The organism is Streptococcus mitis (genome assembly GCF_019929545.1).
Taxonomy (GTDB): domain Bacteria; phylum Bacillota; class Bacilli; order Lactobacillales; family Streptococcaceae; genus Streptococcus; species Streptococcus mitis_BU.
Window position 1 is genome coordinate 1 of record NZ_JAHZPT010000031.1, and the last position, 21,201, is coordinate 21,201.

A 21,201-nucleotide genomic window follows, 5' to 3' on the forward strand; every position below is an offset into this window, starting at 1 on the left:
TGAATGTGCCAACTAAATGAGACACATACAGTTGATTTTTTCTTTTGTGATAAGAGTGGAGTTTTTAGAGGTGCCCTGTATTTGTTCCATCTGGTAATGTAATTGTCGCTTCTGAAGCCCCTTTAGAAATTGTAATCGGAACTTCTGTATCGTAAGCATGAATATTTTTTATTGTCACTTCAGGTGCAATTTTAAAGGTTGCGTGTGCGTATGCCTCATTAGCATTTGTCTCTTGATAATCTCTTGCATAAATTGAAACTCTGTAAATCCCAGCTTCAGTTGGGGTTCCTTTGAATCCATTCGGATTATTCTCAGTCATATCAGCTGATGCAATTGTAAAACCTACACCTGGAATTTTTGTCTCATTTCCTGTTAATTCTGTAGGAGTAGCAGCACCAGTACCTGTCGTTCCTGTAATCTTCGCTCCAGAAACACCCAGAATAGCACGTCCTACAGTTTCTGTAATTGTAGTTGTACGTCCAATTGGGGTTCCATTTTCATTCGTTAAAGTATAAGAAACTCTTCTATCATTTGGTACCCCAGCATGCGAAGATCCAGCATCTCTATATTCTACTGGAACAGTTAGTGCTTCTCCAACTTTCCCTTCTTTAACAGTATCGTTAATTTCTAGTGTTGGTGGTGTTCCATCTTTCCATGCTGTTCCACCAAATCTATGATCATCTAGTGGAATCGTAACACTTTTACCAGTAATAGTATTTTTAAACGTTACTCGAGCTTTTACTTGTTGATAGTTAAATGGACTTCTATGTGTTACAACCCCTTGCACACTATCTGTTGCTTTGTCATAAAATAAACCATTCGGGAAATTGGACACATTGAAATCTGAAACAGTCCAACCAGCCTTTTTAGCAGCTTCTGTTACTTCAATACGTTTACTTACATCTTTAATGTATACTTTATCAATACCTTGTTCATATCCAAGTTTATAGATACTAGAAAGCAGATATTCATAAGGTCCATTTCCATAGTAAGTTGCTGGGATTTGACTTGAAATACTAGTTCCATTATATCTTAGCTTTCCACGCCATAGTGGAGCTTCTTCTATAATTTTTTGGACTTCTTCAGCAGGAAGTTTCAATCCATAGTCAATACGAGCCTTTACATCACTCTCTTTACCATCATAAGTATAGTTAGATGGTCCAGGACTAGGTCTTGTACCAGCTCTTTGATCAGAGAACACTCTAAACTCTAAGTCAGCAGCATCTGCTATTTTCTCTGGAGTATTAACACCTAAATCACCTTGACCTGGATGGCGACTCCCGAACGGCATTGTATAAGTATCCCAACCAGTAAAGTTTTCTCGTGATATTGTACTTGTGCTTCCGATAATATTTTTCGCAGTTGGTTGCGCTGGATTTGTTGGTGTGATTGTATCACTAGTTCCTGTAGTTGTAGCACCGTTACTAGATGAATCAGCTCTAAACTCACTTTCCCCTTTACCAGGGATAGCTTGTCCATTTCTAGAATCTTGGTTTTGGTTTACTTTTTCTTCTTCAGTTGCTTCTGAATTGATACTGTTTAAAATGATAAGGCTACTTGAAAGTTGTTTAGCAAGTGCATCAACGTTTGACTGTGTTTTTGTATCATCATTTAAAAGCTCTTTTGCTTTATGAACCAAATTTTTAGCATCATCAATGACTGATTTTGTTTTCTTTCCTTCAGTTAATTGACTCAATCTACTTTCAGCTTTAGCAACTAAATCTTCTAACGATGCTGTATTAATAGCAACTTTTTCCGTCACTACATTTGGAGTTTCAGCTTCACTGGCTTGTTTGTCAGTAGCAGACTCCTTTACAGAAGTATTATTTTGTCCATCGGGCTCTTTAACAGTAACAAATTCTTGTCCAGTAACTTCCTTAGAGGTTTCCGAGGACTTATCATTTAGATTTTGAGGATTTTGAACTTCTGTATGTTCTGAATTGGTTAATTGTTCAGCCGCTTGGACGCTTCCTCCACCAAGGAAAAACAGTCCAGTAGCTACAGCCACACTAGCCGCACCAAAACTAACCTTACGAATACTGTAACGTGTGAATTTTTCCACCTGCGATTGACGAACATATCGTCCTTTAGAATTAAACATAAATAGATTCCTCCAACATAATATGTATTGTTAATATATGATGCTTTGATGTAAAAAATAACTTTAAACTACAAATAAATATAGTGATATGTTATCTTTCCGCTTAATATATTATCGAACAATAATCAATCTGTCAAGCGATATCTAACTCTTATATTATAAATAAAAAGAAGAAACCGTCATTTAGATTCCTTCTTTCACTTCTTTTGTTGCTACATCTTCTCCAAACCATTTTTGGCTGATTTCCTGGAACTTTCCTTCTTGGTATAGTTCAATAAAGGCCTGGTTTAATGCTGTTAATAATCTTTTATCAGCTGGTCTAACTCCGACCGCAAAGGATTCACTTTCAAATCCTGCTGAAAAGACATTGTAATTATTTAATATACCCTCAGACTGGAGGTAATAATTAGCATACACTCGGTCAATCAACAAGGCATCAATCCGGTCATTTTTCAAATCGATCAAGGCCTCATTAAAACTCTGGTACTGATTAGCCTTCTGATCTTTGACACGATTTTTCAGTAAATCTGGCTGGGCTTCAAAGTCTAAATAACCAGAGGAACCGGCTTGGGCTCCCAAGGTCTTATCCTTCATATCCTCTACTGAACGAATTTGCTGGCTTTTCTTCGCAACCAGAACTTGCTGATTTTCCATATATGGAATGCTAAAGGCAATCTTTCCTCGGCGTTCATCAGTGGCAGAATAGCCATTCCAGATAGCGTCTATGGTTCCATTTTGCAGTTCTGTCTCCTTCATATCCCAGTCGATTGGTTGAAATTGAACCTTAAAACCTAATTTTTCAGAGACAGCTTGTGCTAAGTCAATATCAAAGCCTGTATATTGGCCATTCTTTTCTTCAAATCCCATGGGTACAAAGGTATTGTCAAAACCAATAGTAATGGTCCCCTGCTCTTGATACTTATCCCAGTTATCCTGCTTGGGATCACTAGCCTTCTGAGTACAAGCTGTTAAAAAGAGAGTCAGGAGTGAAACCAATACTAAAGCAATTTTCTTATTAGTCATCGGCACCTCCTACTTGGGCTCAACCTTGAGAATCTGATCCGCGATATTTTCAGCGAACTGTAAATCGTGGGTAACCACAATCTGCGTCATTCCAAGTTCCCTATTTTGCAAGATCAGTTTTTCCACTTCCAAGCGCAATTCTGGATCTAGAGCAGAAGTTGGTTCATCGTAGCCAATGATTTCTGGGTCAATCATCATAGCACGCGCCAAGGCCACCCGCTGCTTTTGCCCACCAGATAATGAGAAAGGATAGGCATCTGCATGACCAGCCAGTCCTAACTGTTCCAAAAGCCCTCGCGCCTTATTCTCAGCCTCATGCTGCTTTATTCCCATCGTTTTTACGGGCGATAAGGTCAAATTATCTAGAACTGATAAATGAGGGAAAAGTTGAAAATCTTGGAATACAAATCCCAGTAGATTCCGCTTCTCCAATTCATCCAGTTCTAAAGGAACTCCATTATAAAAGATTTGCCCTGAGTCAATGGTTTCCAGACCTGCAAGCATGCGCAAGAGGGTTGTCTTACCTCCACCAGAAGGCCCAACGATAGCCAGGATTTGCTTTTCAGGAATTTTTAGACTGAAATTGGACAAAATTTGCTTTTCACCAAAGTCTTTATTGATATTTCGTAATTCTAACATGGCAGCCTCCTATCTATAGTAACTGTACTTCTTCTCAACTTTTTTGGCAAGAATGGTCACAATACCAATCAAAATCAAGTAAATAGCTCCTGCCAAGAACATAGGAACTAGGCTAGCATCACGGTTGGAAGCTGTACGACTAGCCAAGATAAGATCTGAAATTCCTAGAGCATAGACCAGAGAAGTATCCTTGACCAAACTCATGACTTCGTTAAATACGCTAGGAAGAACAATCTTAGTCACCTGAGGCAAGATAATATAACGAACTGTGGCAAAGGGACTGAACTTCAAGACCTTGGCAGCCTCATATTGACCTTTAGGAATGGTATCAATCCCACCACGGAAGATTTCAGCAAAGTAAGCCGCATAATTGAGAACAAAGGCAATAATGGCCGCAGGAAGGCGATCCAAACGAATCCCAATACTTGGCAGCACATAATAGATAAAGATTAATTGCAAGAGCAAGGGTGTTCCCCGCATAATCCAAATATAAATATTAATCAGATGATGGAGGGGCTTCCAATGGACTTGCAAGGCAAAGGCAATCAAAACGCCCAAGGGAATAGAAAAAATCAAGACCAGTGCAAAAACCTGCAAAGTCATGCTTGCACCGCTCAATAAACTCGGTAATATCTCAAACAAATAAGACATACTGCACCTCCTAAAAATAATTGTTCCTATTATAGCATAAATAAACAAAATAACCAAGAATTTTTGTAAAAAAATTCTCTTTGAAAAAGAAAAACTATATCTATCAAAAATGATTAGATACAGTTTTTAAAAATATATTCTTACAATCTCTCAAATAGTTCTTGCATTTGCACATCATCTGGAACCAGTTTTAAGTAAGCTTGCGCATTGACTTTTGCTTCCTCAAAGTAGCCCAGTTCACGTAAGAGATAGATATAGTGTTCTAGAAATTCTGGATTGTCTTTCAAATCTCCTGCCAACTCTTGGTAATGCTCATAGGCAGTATCCAAATCGTCCATCTCTTGATAAGAACGAGCAATCATCCACTTGGTCAAAAGATTCTCTGGCTCATTACTTTGTAAGGCTAGAATATCTTCATAACGCTCCTGCTCTAGATAAATAGTAGCTAGACGGAGTAAGATTTCTTCTGTATCCTCAGCGTCTGCTTTAGCAGTAAGGAGGTAGTTTTCTGCACTACTGGCATCATGCAATTCATAAGAGAATTGTGAAGCAGCTAGCAAGAGGCGAGTTTCAAAGGGATTTTTCTCTAAGCCTTGCTTAGCGATACGTAGGGCTTCTTGAACTTGATGTTCCTTATGTAAGGCCTGACTATAACCATATTCATAGCCTTCAAAGTCAGGAGAAATGGTATCAAGCTGCTTAAAATAGAGGACAGCTTTTTGGTATTCTTCTTGATCAAAGTAAAGACTGGCCAACTCAAAAGCTGTTAGGTCATCGTATTCTAACTCCAGGGCTTTTTCTAAAAACTCTGTAGCCGTTTCAAATTTCCCCAACTGTGCATAGGCAAAGCCAATTCGTTGATAGGTAGAAATGCCTGTTTGCTCATAAATAGTACGATTATCTAACTGGGCATAGCCTTGAATAGCTTCTTGGTAATTTTCCAACTCACTATCCAACTCTGCCAAGCCCAATATCAAGAGAGGATCTTCTGAGTAAGTCAAGGCCTCCAATAATTTCTCACGCGCCACATCTGTCAAACCTTCCATCTGGTAAAGGTCTGCTTTAAGAGCCAAAGCCGACACATACCAGTCACTGTCAGATTTGATTTCCTCAAGATAGGCAAAGGCTTCTTCAATTTGACCATCCTCGCTAGCAATAGCTGCTAGATTAAGATTAACCTCTGGAAAATCTTCTACAATTTTCAAGTAAATTTCCTTGGCCTGAGGATAAAAACCAATCCCTTCTAAATAAGTGGCTAACTCATACAGAAGGTCACTTGGATCATTTTCTAAAGCTTTGACGAAATAGTGCTCAGCCTTGGTTAAATCTTGCTCCTCCAAAGCCTGTAACATCTGTTGACTATTGTTCACTCTTAGCTTCCTCTCCTTCTAGTTCATATAGGCCACTGACTACCTTATACCATTCAAAAATCGCTGAAATGACAACCTTAGCAGAGGCATAAACTGGAATACCGAGCAAGACTCCCCAGATACCAAACATGGATCCTGAAGTTAACAAAACAAAGAGAACATTAATGGGATGGATGTTTAATTGACTTCCCAAAATCAATGGAGAGACAAAACGGCCTTCAATAGTTTGTTCTACGATAAAGACAATCACTACTTTCAAAAGCATGACTGGCCCAGCAATCAAGCCCAATACTAGGGCAGGAAGCATGGCTAAGAAGCTACCCAAATAAGGAACCAGATTTAAGATACCAGCAGTAACACCCAGCGTAACCGCATAGCGTAGACCAATAATTTTGAAGAAGATGATAAACATTACTGCTACAATAATAGCCACTGTTACTTGCCCTCTAACATAATTGGACAACTGCTGATTCACATCTGACAAAACCTGTCCAACAGGTTCTTTCAATTTCGTTGGCATGAATTGGGTCAAATAGTGACGTAGGCCTTTTCCATCACGTAAGAGATAAAAGAGCATGAACGGAACGATAATCAAGGCAACAATCACTTGAGAAGCACCGCTAATAAAGGCACTTACCCAGTTGACTGCCTGAGAAGAAACTTTACTTGCCCAAACTGTAGCCTGACTTGAAAAGTTTGTCAAAACTTGTTCTAGCTGAGGTCTGAAATCATCTGGTAAACGCTTAGTTACCAAATCATCAATAACTCGATCAGCATCTTCAAGGTAGATTGGTACATTTCTTGCAAATGTTAAAACTTGACGTTGTAGATTTGGAATAGCTACTGCCAAGCCCCAAATGATAAAGAGAGCGATGATGACAAAGACAATACTAATCGCTATAACACGATTGATTTTGTGTTTCTCCATCCAATCAACAATAGGATTTAACAAATAGTATAGTAAACCAGATAGAATGACTGGCAACATCACGACTGCCAAAAAGTCTAAAACAGGTGAAAATAGAAAACTAATCTTGCTTAAAATAAACAGATTGAGTCCCAATAATAAGGTTACCAAAAATACCGTAATTGCCTTGTTATCCAAAAACCACTTGAAAAACCAAGATAAGCTAAAATGTTTCTCTTTTTGCTCCATAAATACTTCCTTTCTATTGTTCTCTCATTATACCATTTTTAAATCAAAATAACTCTTTTTTAAAGTGCTTACATGGAGACCGCGACATAAAAAATCTCCTCAAAAGAGGAGATTCGATTAGTCTTGAATGTGACGGTCTAAGTTCTTCTGATAATCAGCATTGGATTTGGCTTTTTCATCAGCAAATTTCTTGCGGAACTCATCCATTTCTTTAGTAGTGACTATCTTATCTTGAATTTTCAGATACTTGTAGCTATTTTCACTGGTCTTATCACCTACCCAGCCACCTGCACCACTGCCAGGAACATTTTTAGTCACGAGCATTTGAGCACCATCAGAGTATACTGGAATAACAAGTGAACTATCTGACAACCAAGCTTGAGCCTTAGCATATTTAGAATAACGTTTTTGAAGGTCCGTTTTCTCACTGTTTGCATCATCAATCAATTCTTTGTATTTATCCAATCCAACTGTTTTAATGACTGGATTGTCTGTTCCTGGTGCTACACCAAGAGCACTTAGGAGACTTGGACCTGAAGTTGGATCAAATACATCTAGATAAGTCGATGGATCAGCAAAGTCTGGACTCCAACCACTGACTGCATTAATATCCCAATCGGTATTGGCATTAGAAGTAGCTAGAACAGTCATACTGCCCAATTCGTCATCAGAAACTTGTTGAATATCAACAACTACATTGTCAGAGCCTAATGCTTCCTCAATAGATTGTTTATAAGACTGAACCTGACGAATAAAATCTGGATTTGATGAAGAAATTGGCAAATCTAAATGAATTGGGAACTGTACTCCATCAGCTTGAAGGGTTTTCTTAGCAGCTTCAAACTTAGCCTTAGCCTTGTCTACATTATGAAGTGAATCTTGGGCATCATCAAGACTGACATCTTTCCAGACATTATCCAATTTATCCAATTCTGTCTTAGTAACTTGACCAAATGTTTGATCTCCTACTTGAACAAATGTTGGAGGAGTGAAACTTGTCCGTAACTTACGAGGTCCTACTTCATCACCAAATACTTGAGAGATCCCTGCTTTACGATCTACCGCAAAAGCCAAGGCTTGACGGAAATCTTTGTTTAACAAGGCTTTCTTAGTAGAAGTTTTTTCTGCATCACTTGTTTTAGCAGTGTGATTGTAATTTACACGGTCGATATTGGTTGAGATATAAAAAACTCCTCCACGCTGTTGACCATACACAATATTATCCTTGTATTTTTCTTTTAGACGTTCATAGTTAGCAGAGTTTTTAAAGAGTGGTGCAGCTGGATAGTGTCCCTCATCAAAACCGCGTCCTAGAGAGTCTGCATCTTGACCATCAAAGAAGGATAACTTGATATCATCAATAAAGACATTTTGTTTATCCCAGTAGTTTTGATTTTTGGTCATTTCGATAGAAGACTTAGATGTAAGACCCTTGAGGAGATAAGGACCGTTGTAGAGAATGCTCGTAACATCAGTGGGCTTACCAAAGTCATCTCCTTTAGAAGCTAAAAAGTCTTCATTAACTGGTGCAAGGACTCCCATTGTTGTTTTTGAATTCCAGAAAGATTCTGGATGGTTCAAAGTATAGACTACAGTATAATCGTCAGTTGCTTTTACCCCAACACTAGAAAAATCTGTTGTTTTCCCATTTACATAGTCATCCAATCCTTTGATAGAATCCTGTACAAGATAAAGAGCCTTTGATTTCTTATCTGCTGCGTGTTTCAGACCAGTCACAAAGTCTTGAGCCTTGACTTCACCATACTCTTCCCCCTCATTGGTATACCATTTGATACCCTGACGGATTTTATAAGTATAGGTCAAACCATCTTTGGAAACAGTCCAATCTTCTGCAACTGATGGAACAAGATTCCCATATTGGTCATTTTCAAGCAAACCGTCAATAACGTTACCTGTGACCTGTTTAGTGCTGACATTTCCAGAAACTGTATAATCCAGAGTCGAAGGATCTGATGAAAATACATAGGCATAAGTAACTGGTTTATTTGCTTCTTTATTAGCATTACCAGATGAACACGCTGCTAGGACAGCTGCCGAGAGTACAGCAACTCCTGCTGCTAGAAAAACTCGTTTTTTCATAGTAAGGACTCCTTTAAACATTTTATGAATTCATTATAGCACTTTTAAGAAGAAAAGTAAGGAAAGCAATCTCAATATTATTATATTTTTCAAAAAAACAATTAATTATTTTTTTAAAGTGCTTACATCTAATTGGATGTCTTTAATTGGCTTGTTTTTGTGATATAATAGTCTTATCTTTATATAGAGGTAAAGTTATGAAAGAAACTGTTTATTTTGGAACTTATACACGTCGGACTTCTCAAGGGATTTACAAGGCAGACTTTGATACAGAAACTGGTCTGCTTTCAAATCTAGAACTTTTTGCAGCTGAGCCAAGTCCGACCTACCTTGCCTTTGACCAGCACCAACATTTATACACTGTTGGTAGTCAAGACGATAAGGGAGGAATCGCTGCCTATCAAACTGACGGGACCTTATTAAATCATGTCGTGGAAGAGGGAGCACCCCACTGTTATGTTGCCGTTGATGAAAAGCGTGATTTGGTTTATGCGGCCAACTACCATAAAGGACAGGTCCTTGTTTATAAACGTCAGGAAGATGGTCGTCTTCTACTTAGTGATGTAGATCAACATAGTGGCCAAGGTCCACATGAAAATCAAGCTTCCCCCCATGTTCACTATGCAGACTTAACACCTGACCACTATCTAGTGACTTGCGACTTGGGTACTGACCAAGTAATTACTTACGATCTTGATTCAGAAGGAAAATTATCTAAGCTCTATACCTATCATAGCCAGCCAGGAGCAGGCTCACGCCATATTATTTTCCATAACCATTATAAAATCGCTTATCTCATTTGTGAACTCAATAGCACTATCGAAGTTCTAATCTACGATGGTGTTGGCGAATTTGAACGCATGCAAGTCATTTCAACTCTACCAGACGGTTATGAAGGCTTTAATGGTACTGCTGCTATTCGTCTCTCTAAAGATGGTAAATACCTCTACGCCTCTAACCGTGGTCATGATTCTATCGCAGTATATACAATTCTTGCGGACGGTAGCTTAGAGTTGTTAGAAATCGTTCCGACACATGGTCAGACTCCACGTGATTTTGATTTGACACCGGATCAAGAATTTGTCATTGCTGTCCATCAGGACTCTGACAATGCAACTGTCTTTAAACGCAATTCTGAAACTGGACGTCTAGCAGAACTTTCTAATGACTTCCATGTCCCAGAAGCAGTCTGCATCAGTTTTGCCCCTTAAGAAAACATAAAAAATGAACTTGGTAACTCAAGTTCATTTTTTTCTTATAGTCTATTTCCGACATTAATACGGTTAATGGCACGTTGCAGTGCAATCTTCGCACGACGTTCTTGGTCAATCAAGTGTTTGTCTTGTGCTTCTTCAATTTCACGCTCTGCTCGAAGTTTGGCACGTTCTGCACGACTAACGTCGATATCACGAGCCCGTTCTGCAGAGTCAGCAACGATTGTGATAACACCATTAGCAACTTCGATAACGCCTCCGTTCACTGCAATCCAGTTCACGTGATTTTCATCATCTACACGTTTAACCTTAACCTCATCAACTGCTAAAACTGCAATCATATTTTCATGTCGTGGCAAGATTCCCATCTCACCATCCAGAGTTCGAACTGATACAAAGCTGGCATGGTGATCATAGACGAGACCATCTGGTGTCACGATCTGGACAGTTAACTGAGCCATAGATCACCTCTTAAAATCCCATTTTTTCAGCTTTTGCAATCACATCTTCGATAGAACCAACCCCACGGAAGGCATCTTCTGGCAAGTGGTCGTGTTTTCCATCAAGGATTTCCTTAAAGCCACGAACAGTTTCAGCAACTGGAACATAAGAACCTGGCTGACCAGTGAATTGTTCCGCAACGTTGAAGTTTTGTGACAAGAAGAACTGGATACGACGGGCACGAGCAACCAAGGTCTTTTCTTCATCAGAAAGCTCATCCATACCAAGGATAGCAATGATATCTTGCAATTCATGGTAACGTTGAAGAACGCGTTTTACTTCAGCAGCAACTGCATAGTGCTCTTCTCCAACGATTTCAGGTGCCAAGGCACGTGAGCTTGAAGCAAGTGGGTCAACGGCTGGGTAGATACCCAATTGTACCAACTTACGTTCCAAGTTAGTTGTTGAGTCCAAATGAGCGAAGGCTGTTGCTGGCGCTGGGTCAGTATAGTCATCCGCTGGCACATAGATAGCCTGGATAGAGGTTACAGAACCCTTCTTGGTTGATGTGATACGCTCTTGCAATTGACCCATTTCCGTAGCAAGTGTTGGTTGGTAACCAACGGCTGATGGCATACGACCCAAAAGGGCAGATACTTCTGAACCAGCCTGAGTGAAACGGAAGATATTATCGATAAAGAGAAGCACGTCTTGGCCTTCTACATCACGGAAGTATTCAGCAATTGTCAAACCAGTAAGTGCAACACGCATACGTGCTCCTGGTGGCTCATTCATCTGACCAAATACCATGGCTGTTTTCTCGATAACGCCTGATTCTTTCATTTCCCAGTAAAGGTCATTACCCTCACGAGTACGTTCCCCAACACCGGTAAATACTGAAATACCACCGTGTTCTTGGGCAATGTTGTGAATCAATTCTTGGATTAAGACGGTTTTACCAACTCCGGCACCACCGAAAAGTCCAACTTTACCACCTTTAAGGTAAGGGGCAAGAAGGTCGATAACTTTAATTCCTGTTTCAAGGATTTCAGAAGAGGTAGACAATTCATCAAAAGTTGGAGCTTTTTTATGAATTGGCTGACGCTCTGCATCTTCTGTAAAAGGAGCTTCCAAGTCAATGGTATCTCCCAAAACATTGAAGACACGTCCCAAAGTTTCTTTACCTACTGGTACAGAGATTGGACGACCTGTGTCCAACACTTCCATTCCACGAGTCAACCCATCTGTTGATTCCATGGCGATAGTACGGACCATACCATCTCCCAACTCCAAGGCTACTTCAAGGACGATTTTTGTTTTTCTTTCGTCATTTTTGTAGACGACAAGTGCATTGTTAATCTCAGGAAGTTTTTCCCCTGCTGCAAACAAGACGTCTACAACGGGACCGATAACCTGAGCAATTTTACCTGAACTCATCTCCTTCTCCTATTCTATATAAGATACTGTCGGTCCCTAGCTTAACTAGGTCCTAAGTTCATTTTCATACGAGCTGGACTAGTGCCTATTCTAAGGCACTAGCTCCTGCTACGATTTCTGTAATTTCTTGTGTAATCGCCGCCTGTCTGGCACGGTTATACTGAATTGTCAAATCATTAATGACTTTCTTAGCATTATCTGTCGCTGTTTGCATGGCTGTCATACCAGCAGCATTTTCAGCTGTCTTAGCATCGATAATAGCACCATAAATCATACTTTCTGCAAATTGAGGCAACAACTGCTCCAAAATTTCTTCTCGACTAGTTTCCAACTCAAAGGTCAAACTGTAACTGTCATCCGCTTCATTTGGATCCAAGTCAACAATTGGAAGCATTTGCTCCACACGCATTTGACTGGTTAGCGTATTGACATGGTGGTTATAGCAGACATAGAGTTCATCAAAAAGTTCATTTTGGTACATTTCAACAGTTTTTGAAATAATCTTACGAACTTCATCAAAGCTTGGTTGATCTGCCAAGCCACGTAGTTCATAAAGTGGTTGAATACCACGAGCTTTAAAGAAATCAGCTCCCATTCCACCAATACAGATCATTTCAAAACCTTTACCGTCTGGATGGTATTCTTCTTTCAGCTCCATAACGGCTTTCAGAATAGAGGAATTATAACCTCCAACCAAACCGCGGTCTGAAGTAATGACGATATACCCCGTCTTCTTAACTGGTCGGCTAATCAACATCGGATTGGTTGAAGCACCAGATCCGTTACCATGCAGAATATCTGTCAACAGTTTACGAACCTTCTGAGCATAAACTTGGAAGTTGCGAGCCGCTTCTTCAGAACGACCGAGTTTAGCAGCTGATACCATTTGCATGGCATTGGTGATTTGACTCGTATTTTTTGTTGAGGCGATTTTTGTTTTAATATCATTTAGAGATACTGCCATCTGACACCTCTATTCTTATCGGAAGCTGGTTTGATTGAGAAACTCTGTAATCGCAGCATCCAAGACTGCTTCTTCTGGCAAGTCTTTTGAATCACGAATGGTTTCCAAAATCTCTGGATGTTGAGCATCAAAGAAGGCATGGAACTCTTCCTCAAAACGAACAATTTCATCTACTGGAACAGTATCCAAGAAACCATGTGTCAAAGCATAGAGAATGGTCACTTGTTTCTCAACAGGTAATGGTTTGTGAACTGGTTGTTTCAAGACTTCAACTGTACGACGTCCACGGTTCAACTTAGCCTGTGTTGCTGCGTCCAAGTCAGAACCAAACTTAGTGAAGGCTTCCAACTCACGGTATGAAGCAAGGTCGATACGAAGTGTACCAGCAACCTTTTTCATGGCTTTGATTTGTGCAGAACCACCTACACGAGATACAGATGAACCCGCATCGATGGCTGGACGAATACCCGCATTGAAGAGACCATCACCAAGGAAGATTTGTCCATCAGTGATTGAAATCACGTTGGTTGCGATATAGGCAGAGATATCTCCTGCTTGTGTCTCGATAAATGGTAGGGCAGTAATTGAGCCACCACCAAGTTCATCAGAAACTTTAGCTGAGCGCTCAAGCAAACGGCTGTGAAGGTAGAAAACATCCCCTGGGAAAGCTTCACGACCTGGAGGACGACGAAGCAAGAGTGACAGTTCACGATAAGCTACCGCTTGTTTTGATAAATCATCATAAACAATCAAAACATGTTTCCCTTGGTACATAAATTCTTCTGCCATGGCAACCCCAGCATAAGGAGCTAGGAAGAGCAATGGAGATGGTTGTGAAGCAGAGGCTGTCACAACGATTGTATAATCCAAGGCACCGTACTGACGTAGTGTTTCTACTTGTGTACGAACTGTTGATTCTTTTTGTCCAATCGCTACGTAGATACAGATCATATCTTGACCTTTTTGATTCAAGATTGTATCAATCGCAATGGTTGTTTTCCCTGTCTGACGGTCACCGATAATCAACTCACGTTGACCACGGCCAATCGGTACAAGGGCGTCAATAGCTTTCAAACCAGTTTGCAATGGTTCTGATACAGACTTACGTTGCATAACACCAGGAGCTGGCGCTTCTACTGGACGAGTTTTATCTGTGTGGATTTCTCCAAGACCGTCAACTGGACGACCTAGTGGATCCACAACACGACCAATGAGACTTTCACCTACTGGGACTTCCATGATTTTACCTGTACGGCGGATTGTATCGCCTTCACGGATATCTGTAAAGTCACCTAGGATGATAATACCAACATCTGTTGACTCCAAGTTTTGAGCCATACCATAAGAGCCGTTTTCAAAAATCAACAACTCTCCACTCATGGCATTTTCAAGGCCGTGAGCACGCGCGATACCATCCCCGATATAGGTTACAACACCTGTTTCAGTCACATCAAAATTGGGTTTGAAATTTTCAATTTGTTGCTTAATTAAAGCGCTGATTTCTTGTGCGTTAATTGCCAAAAGAACACCACTTTCTATTTCAAATTTTCTTTAACAACTTTAAGTTGTTGTTTAATACTCACATCAATTGTCTTGTGATTGGCAAAAATGACAAAACCACCAATGAGACTTTCATCGATTTGTTCTTTTACACTCCTTACTTTCAGAGACATTTTTTTCTCAATCAAAGGGAGCAATCGACTCTTTTGTTCATCTGTTAAAGGATGAGCAGAAGTAATCGTCACTTCAAATCGATTTGTTTCTTTTTCAAGTCGGTTCAAACAATCTACAAGCACATCATAAAAAAGATTTGCTTGTAGATTGTAGATAAGAACCTGGATCAAGTTTTGCAATAAAGGTGACACAGAGTCTTGGAAGAAAGCAATCGTTTTTTCCTTGTCAGACTCGTCTACTGCCACTTTTTTTAAAAAAGAAGGTAAACCTGTTTCTTCAGCAACTTGCTTGATTTGAGTCAAGTCTGAAAAAATATGGTCTTCTTCTCCTTTTTCAAGTACCAATTGGACAAAAGGCATGCTGTATTTTTCAATTACCTTTACTGTTTTCTTGTCCATTAAGCTTCTCCTAGCTGATCGATATACTGATCAATGAGTTCTTTATGGGCATGACCATCAAGGTTTTGTGAGATGATTTTACCAGCCAAGCTGATTGTCAAATCTGCCACCTCACCCTTAACGCTTTGTAAAGCTTCAGCTTTGTTTTGAGCAATTTCTTGGTTTGCTTTTTCTTTTAAGCGTCCTGCTTCTAGTTTAGCATCTGCTAAAATACTAGCCTTACTTTTCTCAGCTGTTTCTTTCGCATTCTCAATGATTGTCTTAGCTTCTTTACGGCTACCAGCCAATTCATCTTCGCGTTTTTGAGCCAATACTTCTGCTTTTTGACGGGCTTCTTCGGCTCTGTCAATATCTGAAGCAATTTTTTCAGCTCTTTCTTCGAAAATGCTTGTAATATTAGACCATGCAAATTTTTTAATCAAGACTAGCAAAAGGATAAAAGAGCCAGCGATTAAAATAAAATTACCAATTAATTCACCTACTGTTACGTGCATCAGTTACTCCTTTCTACTCTTCATCATTAATTTTATTTCCTAGGTACATAGAGGATAATAGTGTAAAGACATAGGCCTGTACACAAGAAATGAACACGGAAAATGCAGTCCAAACTAAGTTTGTCCCAAATGCGATTGGATACCAAAAAATAGCCTGATGTGAAAGTAAGAGAAGCAAGCTTGTCATTACTTCACCTGCAAAGATATTCCCAAAAATCCGCAAAGCAAGAGAAAGGAAATTCGTGACCTCTTCAAGTAGATTCATCGGTGTCATAAATGCAGGAGTTACAAAACCTTTTAGGTATTGTTTAATCCCACGACGACGAATCCCCTCAATGTGCGCCATCACAATAATACAGAAAGACAAGACAAGGTCAAATGAAAGATTTGCAGTTGGCGATGTCCAAAGGTTTGTCCCATCTGTTGTTTGAAGTTTAGCCATCAAACCAAGATTATTGGCGATGACCATAAAAAGAAATAAGCATAAGTAAAAGAGTGAGTAATCTTTTATGTAGTGGGAACCAAGGTTAGGTTCTGTAAATCCAATTACAAAATCATAGAGATACTCTAGTACATTTTGTTTACCTTTGGGTTTCAATGTCATATTACGACTTGCCCAATAGATAAATGTAAAAATCAGAAACACAGACAGCAAAGTCAAGGCTGTCAAAGTTAAATCAAAGGTAACAGGACCAATATTGATGGTTGGATTGATACTTTCTTCCATCTAACATTCTCCCTTCTCCAATTTATATTTCGTTATTTAATAATAAATGAGAAGACAAGAGTTACGAAGAAAGTTCCTTCAATAAAGGCAACCCCTAAAAACATCAAGCTACGAAACTCAGCGATAATATCTGGTTGGCGAGCTACTGATTTCAACAAACCATTCATCAATAACCCTTCACCAAGGGATACACCCATACAGGCAAGACATAGACCGAAAAATGTTAAATTCATGACGAATTCTCCTTTTAATTAAAATTTACTTACTTAGTTTAGTCCTAAAAATTGGATTTGTCAACTTTTTTATAACGTTGAAAGCGTTTAATGAAAATTATTTACAATTTCACTATTTTTGAGTCTATTATATAGAAAACTTTGTAAAAAACTTGTAATAAATCCCTCCATTATCTAGGTCTTTCTGAAAAATAATGAAAATCCGAGATGAAATCTCGGAGGAAAATTGATATATTTTTCTTTAACCTAACGCTCTTTTAGTAAGTAGAATTAATCGAAAAGCTTCCATCTCCTGCACGATTATTAAGCACGAACTGTGACGCTGGTCCCATCTTCCTTATAGAGATTGATAAGACCTTCCTTGAGAGCGCGGACCATGTCCCCTGCTTGAACAGGTTGTGGAACCTTAATGGTCAAGAGTTCCATTGGATTCGGAGCACGGTCGATTTTATTGCCCTTGGCATCATGCAAATCTTCGATATAAGTTTCAAAATGACGGAAACCTGGTCCATAAAACTCCACTTGGTCGCCTTCGTTGATGACATTCCGTTGACGAATGGTTGCCGTTTGAGTCGCATCATCATACGCAACCACCTCTGCAACAAACTTGTACTCAGGAATCTTGCGGCGGGCCCCAAACAACTGCTCATTTTCCGTTGGCGTTCCGTAATAGAAACCTGTTGCTAGTTCCCGTTGGGCCACTTTCCACATCTCGTCTACCAAGTCCTGTTTGATGGCTTCAAATTTCTCAGGACTTTCAAGATAAGCATCCACAGCCGCCTTATAACAGTTGGTCACCGTTGAAACATAGTGAATAGATTTCATACGTCCTTCGATCTTCAGACTGTCCACACCGTTTTCAATCATATCTGGGATATGGTCAATCATAGACATGTCAACGGCTGACATTGAAAATTCTTCTGGAATTTCACCTTTAAGACTCTTACGTTCTTGACCAAAGGGCATATCGTATAGATCGTATTTCCAACGGCAAGACTGAGAACAACCACCACGGTTAGCATCACGCATACTCATGTGGTTTGAAAGAGTACAGCGACCAGAGTAAGAAATACACATGGCTCCATGAACAAAGGCTTCAATCTCAACATCTGTACGTTTGCGGATTTCAGCTAATTCTTCCATAGAAACCTCACGCGCCAAAACGACACGAGTCAAGCCCAGGTCTTTCCAGAACTCAAGCGTCTCATAGTTAGTGGCACTGGCTTGGGTGGAAAGGTGAATTTCAAGACCAGGCGCTTCTGTCGCTGCAATCATGATGAGAGCAGGGTCGGACACGATGACCGCTGCAATGCCAATGTCCCGCAGTTTACGGAACCATTCCCCAGCACCCGCTTCATTGCCCTCGTGCATGACCATATTGGCTGCTACATAGACCTTGGCACCGTATTTAGCCGCAAACTGGACACCTTCTTCCATCTGTTCAAAGGTAAAGTTTCCGGCACGGCTACGAAGACCATAGGCTTGGCCACCAATAAAGACAGCATCTGCCCCATATTGAACAGCTACCTTTAGCTTCTCTAAAGTCCCTGCTGGTGAGAGCACCTCAGGACGTTTTAATGTTTTTGTCATGATTTCTCCTATTTGCAATATAAAAGTTTGACGTTTTTCCTTCTCATTTTATAGTAAATAAGTGATAAAATCAAGCCTAGACAGATTGTTTTGACAATTCTAATCTTTTAGATTATTAAAGCAAAAAGATTGTCAAAGAGAAAAAGCCCACAGATGTGAGCCCTTTTCTAATATAGGTTAGAAAAAACTATTTCTCCACTTCTTTTTTCTTGTGTGCAAGAAATCCAAATCCACTCAAAACTCCTAGAAGTCCTAAGACTACAAGATTAGCATGATCTTCTGTACCTGTATTAGGCAATTCCTCTCTCTTACTTGCTACAGAAGTCGGAATTTGTGAAGTTTCTTTTGTCGATTGTTCAGTTGGTGTCTTTGATTTTGGTACTTCTATCTTTGGTGCTTCTACTTTTGGTGCCTCAACTTTTGGTGCCTCAACCTTTGGTGCCTCAACCTTTGGTGCCTCAACCTTTGGTGTTTCAACTTTTGGCGTTTCAACCTTTGGTGTTTCAACTTTTGGCGTTTCAACCTTTGGTGTTTCAACTTTTGGTGTTTCAACCTTTGGTGTTTCAACCTTTGGTGTTTCAACTTTTGGCGTTTCAACCTTTGGTGCCTCAACCTTTGGTTTCGTACCTACTGTGATAACTTCTTCTACTGCTTCTTCAGTAATCGTGGTTGGTTCATTCGGTGTTACTGCTCCTGTATTAGGATCCAAGGTATAAGTTGTCGTAGTAGTTGTTTTACCAGATTTACCAGATTTTGTTACTTCTCGATAGTCTTTATCTTTTGTATTATCTTCTACATAACGCGTTGTATATGGAGTAGTTGTTTCTACAACTGTTGGTTTCGTACCTACTGTGATAACTTCTTCTACTGCTTCTTCAGTAATCATGGTTGGTTCGTTCGATGTTACTGCTCCTGTATTAGGATTTAAGGTATAAGTTGTCGTAGTAGTTGTTTTACCAGCTTTACCAGATTTTGTTACTTCTCGATAGTCTTTATCTTTTGTATTATCTTCTACATAACGTGTTGTATATGGAGTAGTTGTTTCTACAACTGTTGGTTTCGTACCTACTTTAACCACTTTTGGTACCATAGGAGTTTCTTTTTCAGTCGACTTACCGTCAGTTACAGTACCATCAAGTTCATTCACAATTTTAGGTGTTGTAGTAACAATTTTACCTTCGCTACCGTTCGATTCAACAATTTGCGTACCATAGTCGATTGTTTTGTCTTCTACATAAGTTGTCGTAATTGGAATTTTTGTTTCTGTTTCTACAGGTGGTAAGTTGTTCTCATACTTCTGTTTATACACATAGGTAATGACAGTTTCACCTTTCACAATCTCTGTAATATCTTGTTTGTCTTGTTCTTTAAAGGTATAACGCTTGTTCTCAAAGTCTAAATCGGTCGGATGAGTTAAAGATACCTCAGAACCTACTTCTTTAAGTTCAGATTTAACACTAGGTGCAATTTCAACACCTTGTTCGTTTACAAACTTCTGAGTCACTAAACCTTTGTTTTGAACTTCTGTATAAGTAACAGTATGGAAAGTGCGAGACACACCGTTGATTGCTTTTTCTGTATCTGTCAATTCAACTCTTTGGATATTTGATGCATAAACAATGCGAGGTGTAAACTGATTACGTTTATTAGGAACTACTTTACTAGCAATGTACTCTTTTTGAGAAATTGTATTTTCTCCAAGTAAAGATGTTTCTTGTCTATAAGTGTAATCAGCACCAGCTGAACGTAATTCAAACTCGGATAATTTAGATTTTGGAATATCAGAAGACGTTATAACCCCTTTACCCTTAAAACCTTGGATATCTAAGAATTTTGCATATAAATCTTTAATTGGAATAATATTCCCTTGCTTATCCTTATATGTATAAGTTCGAGTATAACCAATGAAATCAGTATGATTTTCAGCACGTCGAGTTAAGTTTTTAATAATTACATGAGTCTCAACAGGTTTACTACTAAATGTAGCGTAAAGTTTGGTTTCTTCAGGTAGTGTATACTCAAATTTAGCAGTTGTCTCAATACTACCGATACCGTAAATACTAGATAAAACACTATCTGAACGAGGTGTGATGGTGTAACTATACACAGTGTTTGGAGTTAGTTCCACTATACGAGCAGGATACCCGATATTCACACGATTTGTTGCATATTTATCTGTAATTCCAATTCGATCAGGTACCTTAATAAATGTTTCTGTAACTTCCTCAGTAGTTGGTTTCGATACTGCATTATACAAACCTTGAGAATCAGTTAACTCCAATTCATTCGCTTTCAAATACCGAATTTCACCGCTACTTGATGTAATCGGGCTAACTGACGCTTCTTTCGAGACATCTTCATCGATATCTCGACTATTTACCTGAGAAACTAATCTAGCTTTTACTTTAATATAATTAGCATTAATAAGAGTATTTTTAAACTCATCAATCTTAGTTCTATCCGCTTTTACTTGTTCTTGTTCAGCTTTTGCAGACTCTAAATCACGAATTTGAGAATCTACTTTTTCTTCAGCAGTTGTGCGTAAATGTGTAACCTCAGAAGAACTATTTGCAACACCTACATTTTCAGTGGGTGTTTCTGTAACCTTAACCCCTAAAGCTTTTACTTCTTCAACTTTAGCTTTTAACTCGGTTTCTTTTACCGTATGTGTTGTACTCGTTTCATACTCACTTTGAACCACAGTTTCGCTAGGTGGAGTCTGTGCTGCATTAGGAGGTGTACTTGAATTTGGTTGTTCGTCAGCGCTTACAATCCCATTTAAAAATAAACTTCCTAAAGCAGTCGTTAGGATAATACCACTTAACAAACCTAACTTAGTTTTACGGAGATAGCCATGACCTTTTTCTTGTTTTACTGCTTTATGCAATAGAAACACCAACTTTCATTTATTTTTAGGGCACCTCTAAAAACCTATCCAATGGACACCAAAATATGAGATAATAGCCTTATCATAAGATGAGGTTATTAT

Annotated in this window: 18 protein-coding genes; 1 reads left to right on the forward strand and 17 read right to left on the reverse strand. The window is 39.2% G+C overall.

Annotated elements, in window-relative coordinates; genetic code table 11:
- Positions 1 to 64: 64 nt before the first annotated feature.
- The 7 genes from K1I71_RS08080 to K1I71_RS08110 form a co-directional block, all read right to left on the reverse strand.
- The gene (locus K1I71_RS08080; RefSeq protein ID WP_223330688.1) at positions 65 to 2,101 is read right to left on the reverse strand and encodes a YSIRK-type signal peptide-containing protein; all 2,037 of its coding nucleotides are present in this window, start codon (positions 2,099 to 2,101) and stop codon (positions 65 to 67) included.
- A gap of 183 nt (positions 2,102 to 2,284) precedes the next feature.
- Positions 2,285 to 3,124 carry an amino acid ABC transporter substrate-binding protein gene (locus tag K1I71_RS08085; RefSeq protein WP_223330689.1) on the reverse strand — a complete coding sequence of 280 codons (840 nt, stop codon included), beginning with the start codon at positions 3,122 to 3,124 and terminating at the stop codon, positions 2,285 to 2,287.
- A 9-nt stretch (positions 3,125 to 3,133) separates the two neighbouring features.
- Positions 3,134 to 3,763, reverse strand: a complete 630-nt coding sequence (locus tag K1I71_RS08090) for an amino acid ABC transporter ATP-binding protein (protein WP_223330690.1) — start codon at positions 3,761 to 3,763, stop codon at positions 3,134 to 3,136.
- Between the two features lie 9 nt (positions 3,764 to 3,772).
- On the reverse strand, positions 3,773 to 4,414 hold the full coding sequence (locus tag K1I71_RS08095; protein WP_064275907.1) for an amino acid ABC transporter permease: 642 nt from the start codon (positions 4,412 to 4,414) through the stop codon (positions 3,773 to 3,775).
- Positions 4,415 to 4,554: 140 nt separating this feature from the next.
- Entirely contained in the window at positions 4,555 to 5,784 is a 1,230-nt protein-coding gene (locus K1I71_RS08100; RefSeq protein WP_192855637.1) for a tetratricopeptide repeat protein, read from the reverse strand.
- Positions 5,774 to 6,940, reverse strand: coding sequence for an AI-2E family transporter (locus K1I71_RS08105; protein ID WP_223330691.1), 1,167 nt, complete (start codon positions 6,938 to 6,940; stop codon positions 5,774 to 5,776). Before K1I71_RS08105 ends, K1I71_RS08100 begins: the two co-directional genes overlap by 11 nt.
- 117 nt (positions 6,941 to 7,057) lie before the next feature.
- Positions 7,058 to 9,040: a peptide ABC transporter substrate-binding protein gene (locus K1I71_RS08110; RefSeq protein ID WP_223330692.1), complete on the reverse strand. Its 1,983-nt coding sequence runs from the start codon at positions 9,038 to 9,040 to the stop codon at positions 7,058 to 7,060.
- Between the two features lie 197 nt (positions 9,041 to 9,237).
- On the opposite strand from K1I71_RS08110, the gene K1I71_RS08115 reads away from it, so the two are divergent.
- Positions 9,238 to 10,251: a lactonase family protein gene (locus tag K1I71_RS08115; protein WP_223330693.1), complete on the forward strand. Its 1,014-nt coding sequence runs from the start codon at positions 9,238 to 9,240 to the stop codon at positions 10,249 to 10,251.
- A 44-nt stretch (positions 10,252 to 10,295) separates the two neighbouring features.
- Here K1I71_RS08115 and K1I71_RS08120 read toward each other — a convergent pair whose 3' ends face one another.
- The 10 genes from K1I71_RS08120 to K1I71_RS08175 all read right to left on the reverse strand — a co-directional run bounded on the left by K1I71_RS08120 (position 10,296) and on the right by K1I71_RS08175 (position 21,108).
- The gene (locus tag K1I71_RS08120; RefSeq protein ID WP_000068037.1) at positions 10,296 to 10,715 is read right to left on the reverse strand and encodes a F0F1 ATP synthase subunit epsilon; all 420 of its coding nucleotides are present in this window, start codon (positions 10,713 to 10,715) and stop codon (positions 10,296 to 10,298) included.
- A gap of 10 nt (positions 10,716 to 10,725) precedes the next feature.
- Positions 10,726 to 12,132: a F0F1 ATP synthase subunit beta gene (atpD, locus tag K1I71_RS08125; RefSeq protein WP_000094357.1), complete on the reverse strand. Its 1,407-nt coding sequence runs from the start codon at positions 12,130 to 12,132 to the stop codon at positions 10,726 to 10,728.
- Positions 12,133 to 12,217: 85 nt separating this feature from the next.
- Positions 12,218 to 13,096, reverse strand: coding sequence for a F0F1 ATP synthase subunit gamma (locus K1I71_RS08130; protein WP_223330694.1), 879 nt, complete (start codon positions 13,094 to 13,096; stop codon positions 12,218 to 12,220).
- Between the two features lie 15 nt (positions 13,097 to 13,111).
- Positions 13,112 to 14,617, reverse strand: coding sequence for a F0F1 ATP synthase subunit alpha (atpA, locus tag K1I71_RS08135; RefSeq protein WP_223330695.1), 1,506 nt, complete (start codon positions 14,615 to 14,617; stop codon positions 13,112 to 13,114).
- 14 nt (positions 14,618 to 14,631) lie between these two features.
- Positions 14,632 to 15,168, reverse strand: coding sequence for a F0F1 ATP synthase subunit delta (locus K1I71_RS08140; RefSeq protein ID WP_223330696.1), 537 nt, complete (start codon positions 15,166 to 15,168; stop codon positions 14,632 to 14,634).
- The gene (gene atpF / locus K1I71_RS08145) at positions 15,168 to 15,662 is read right to left on the reverse strand and encodes a F0F1 ATP synthase subunit B (RefSeq protein ID WP_000558550.1); all 495 of its coding nucleotides are present in this window, start codon (positions 15,660 to 15,662) and stop codon (positions 15,168 to 15,170) included. The genes K1I71_RS08140 and atpF overlap by 1 nt, the downstream gene beginning before the upstream one ends.
- 13 nt (positions 15,663 to 15,675) lie before the next feature.
- On the reverse strand, positions 15,676 to 16,389 hold the full coding sequence (gene atpB / locus K1I71_RS08150; protein WP_223330697.1) for a F0F1 ATP synthase subunit A: 714 nt from the start codon (positions 16,387 to 16,389) through the stop codon (positions 15,676 to 15,678).
- Positions 16,390 to 16,421: 32 nt separating this feature from the next.
- Positions 16,422 to 16,622: a F0F1 ATP synthase subunit C gene (locus K1I71_RS08155; protein ID WP_001054557.1), complete on the reverse strand. Its 201-nt coding sequence runs from the start codon at positions 16,620 to 16,622 to the stop codon at positions 16,422 to 16,424.
- Between the two features lie 303 nt (positions 16,623 to 16,925).
- Positions 16,926 to 18,212 carry a peptidase U32 family protein gene (locus K1I71_RS08160; protein ID WP_223330698.1) on the reverse strand — a complete coding sequence of 429 codons (1,287 nt, stop codon included), beginning with the start codon at positions 18,210 to 18,212 and terminating at the stop codon, positions 16,926 to 16,928.
- A 187-nt stretch (positions 18,213 to 18,399) separates the two neighbouring features.
- Positions 18,400 to 21,108, reverse strand: a complete 2,709-nt coding sequence (locus tag K1I71_RS08175) for a G5 domain-containing protein (protein WP_317628061.1) — start codon at positions 21,106 to 21,108, stop codon at positions 18,400 to 18,402.
- Positions 21,109 to 21,201: the final 93 nt, after the last annotated feature.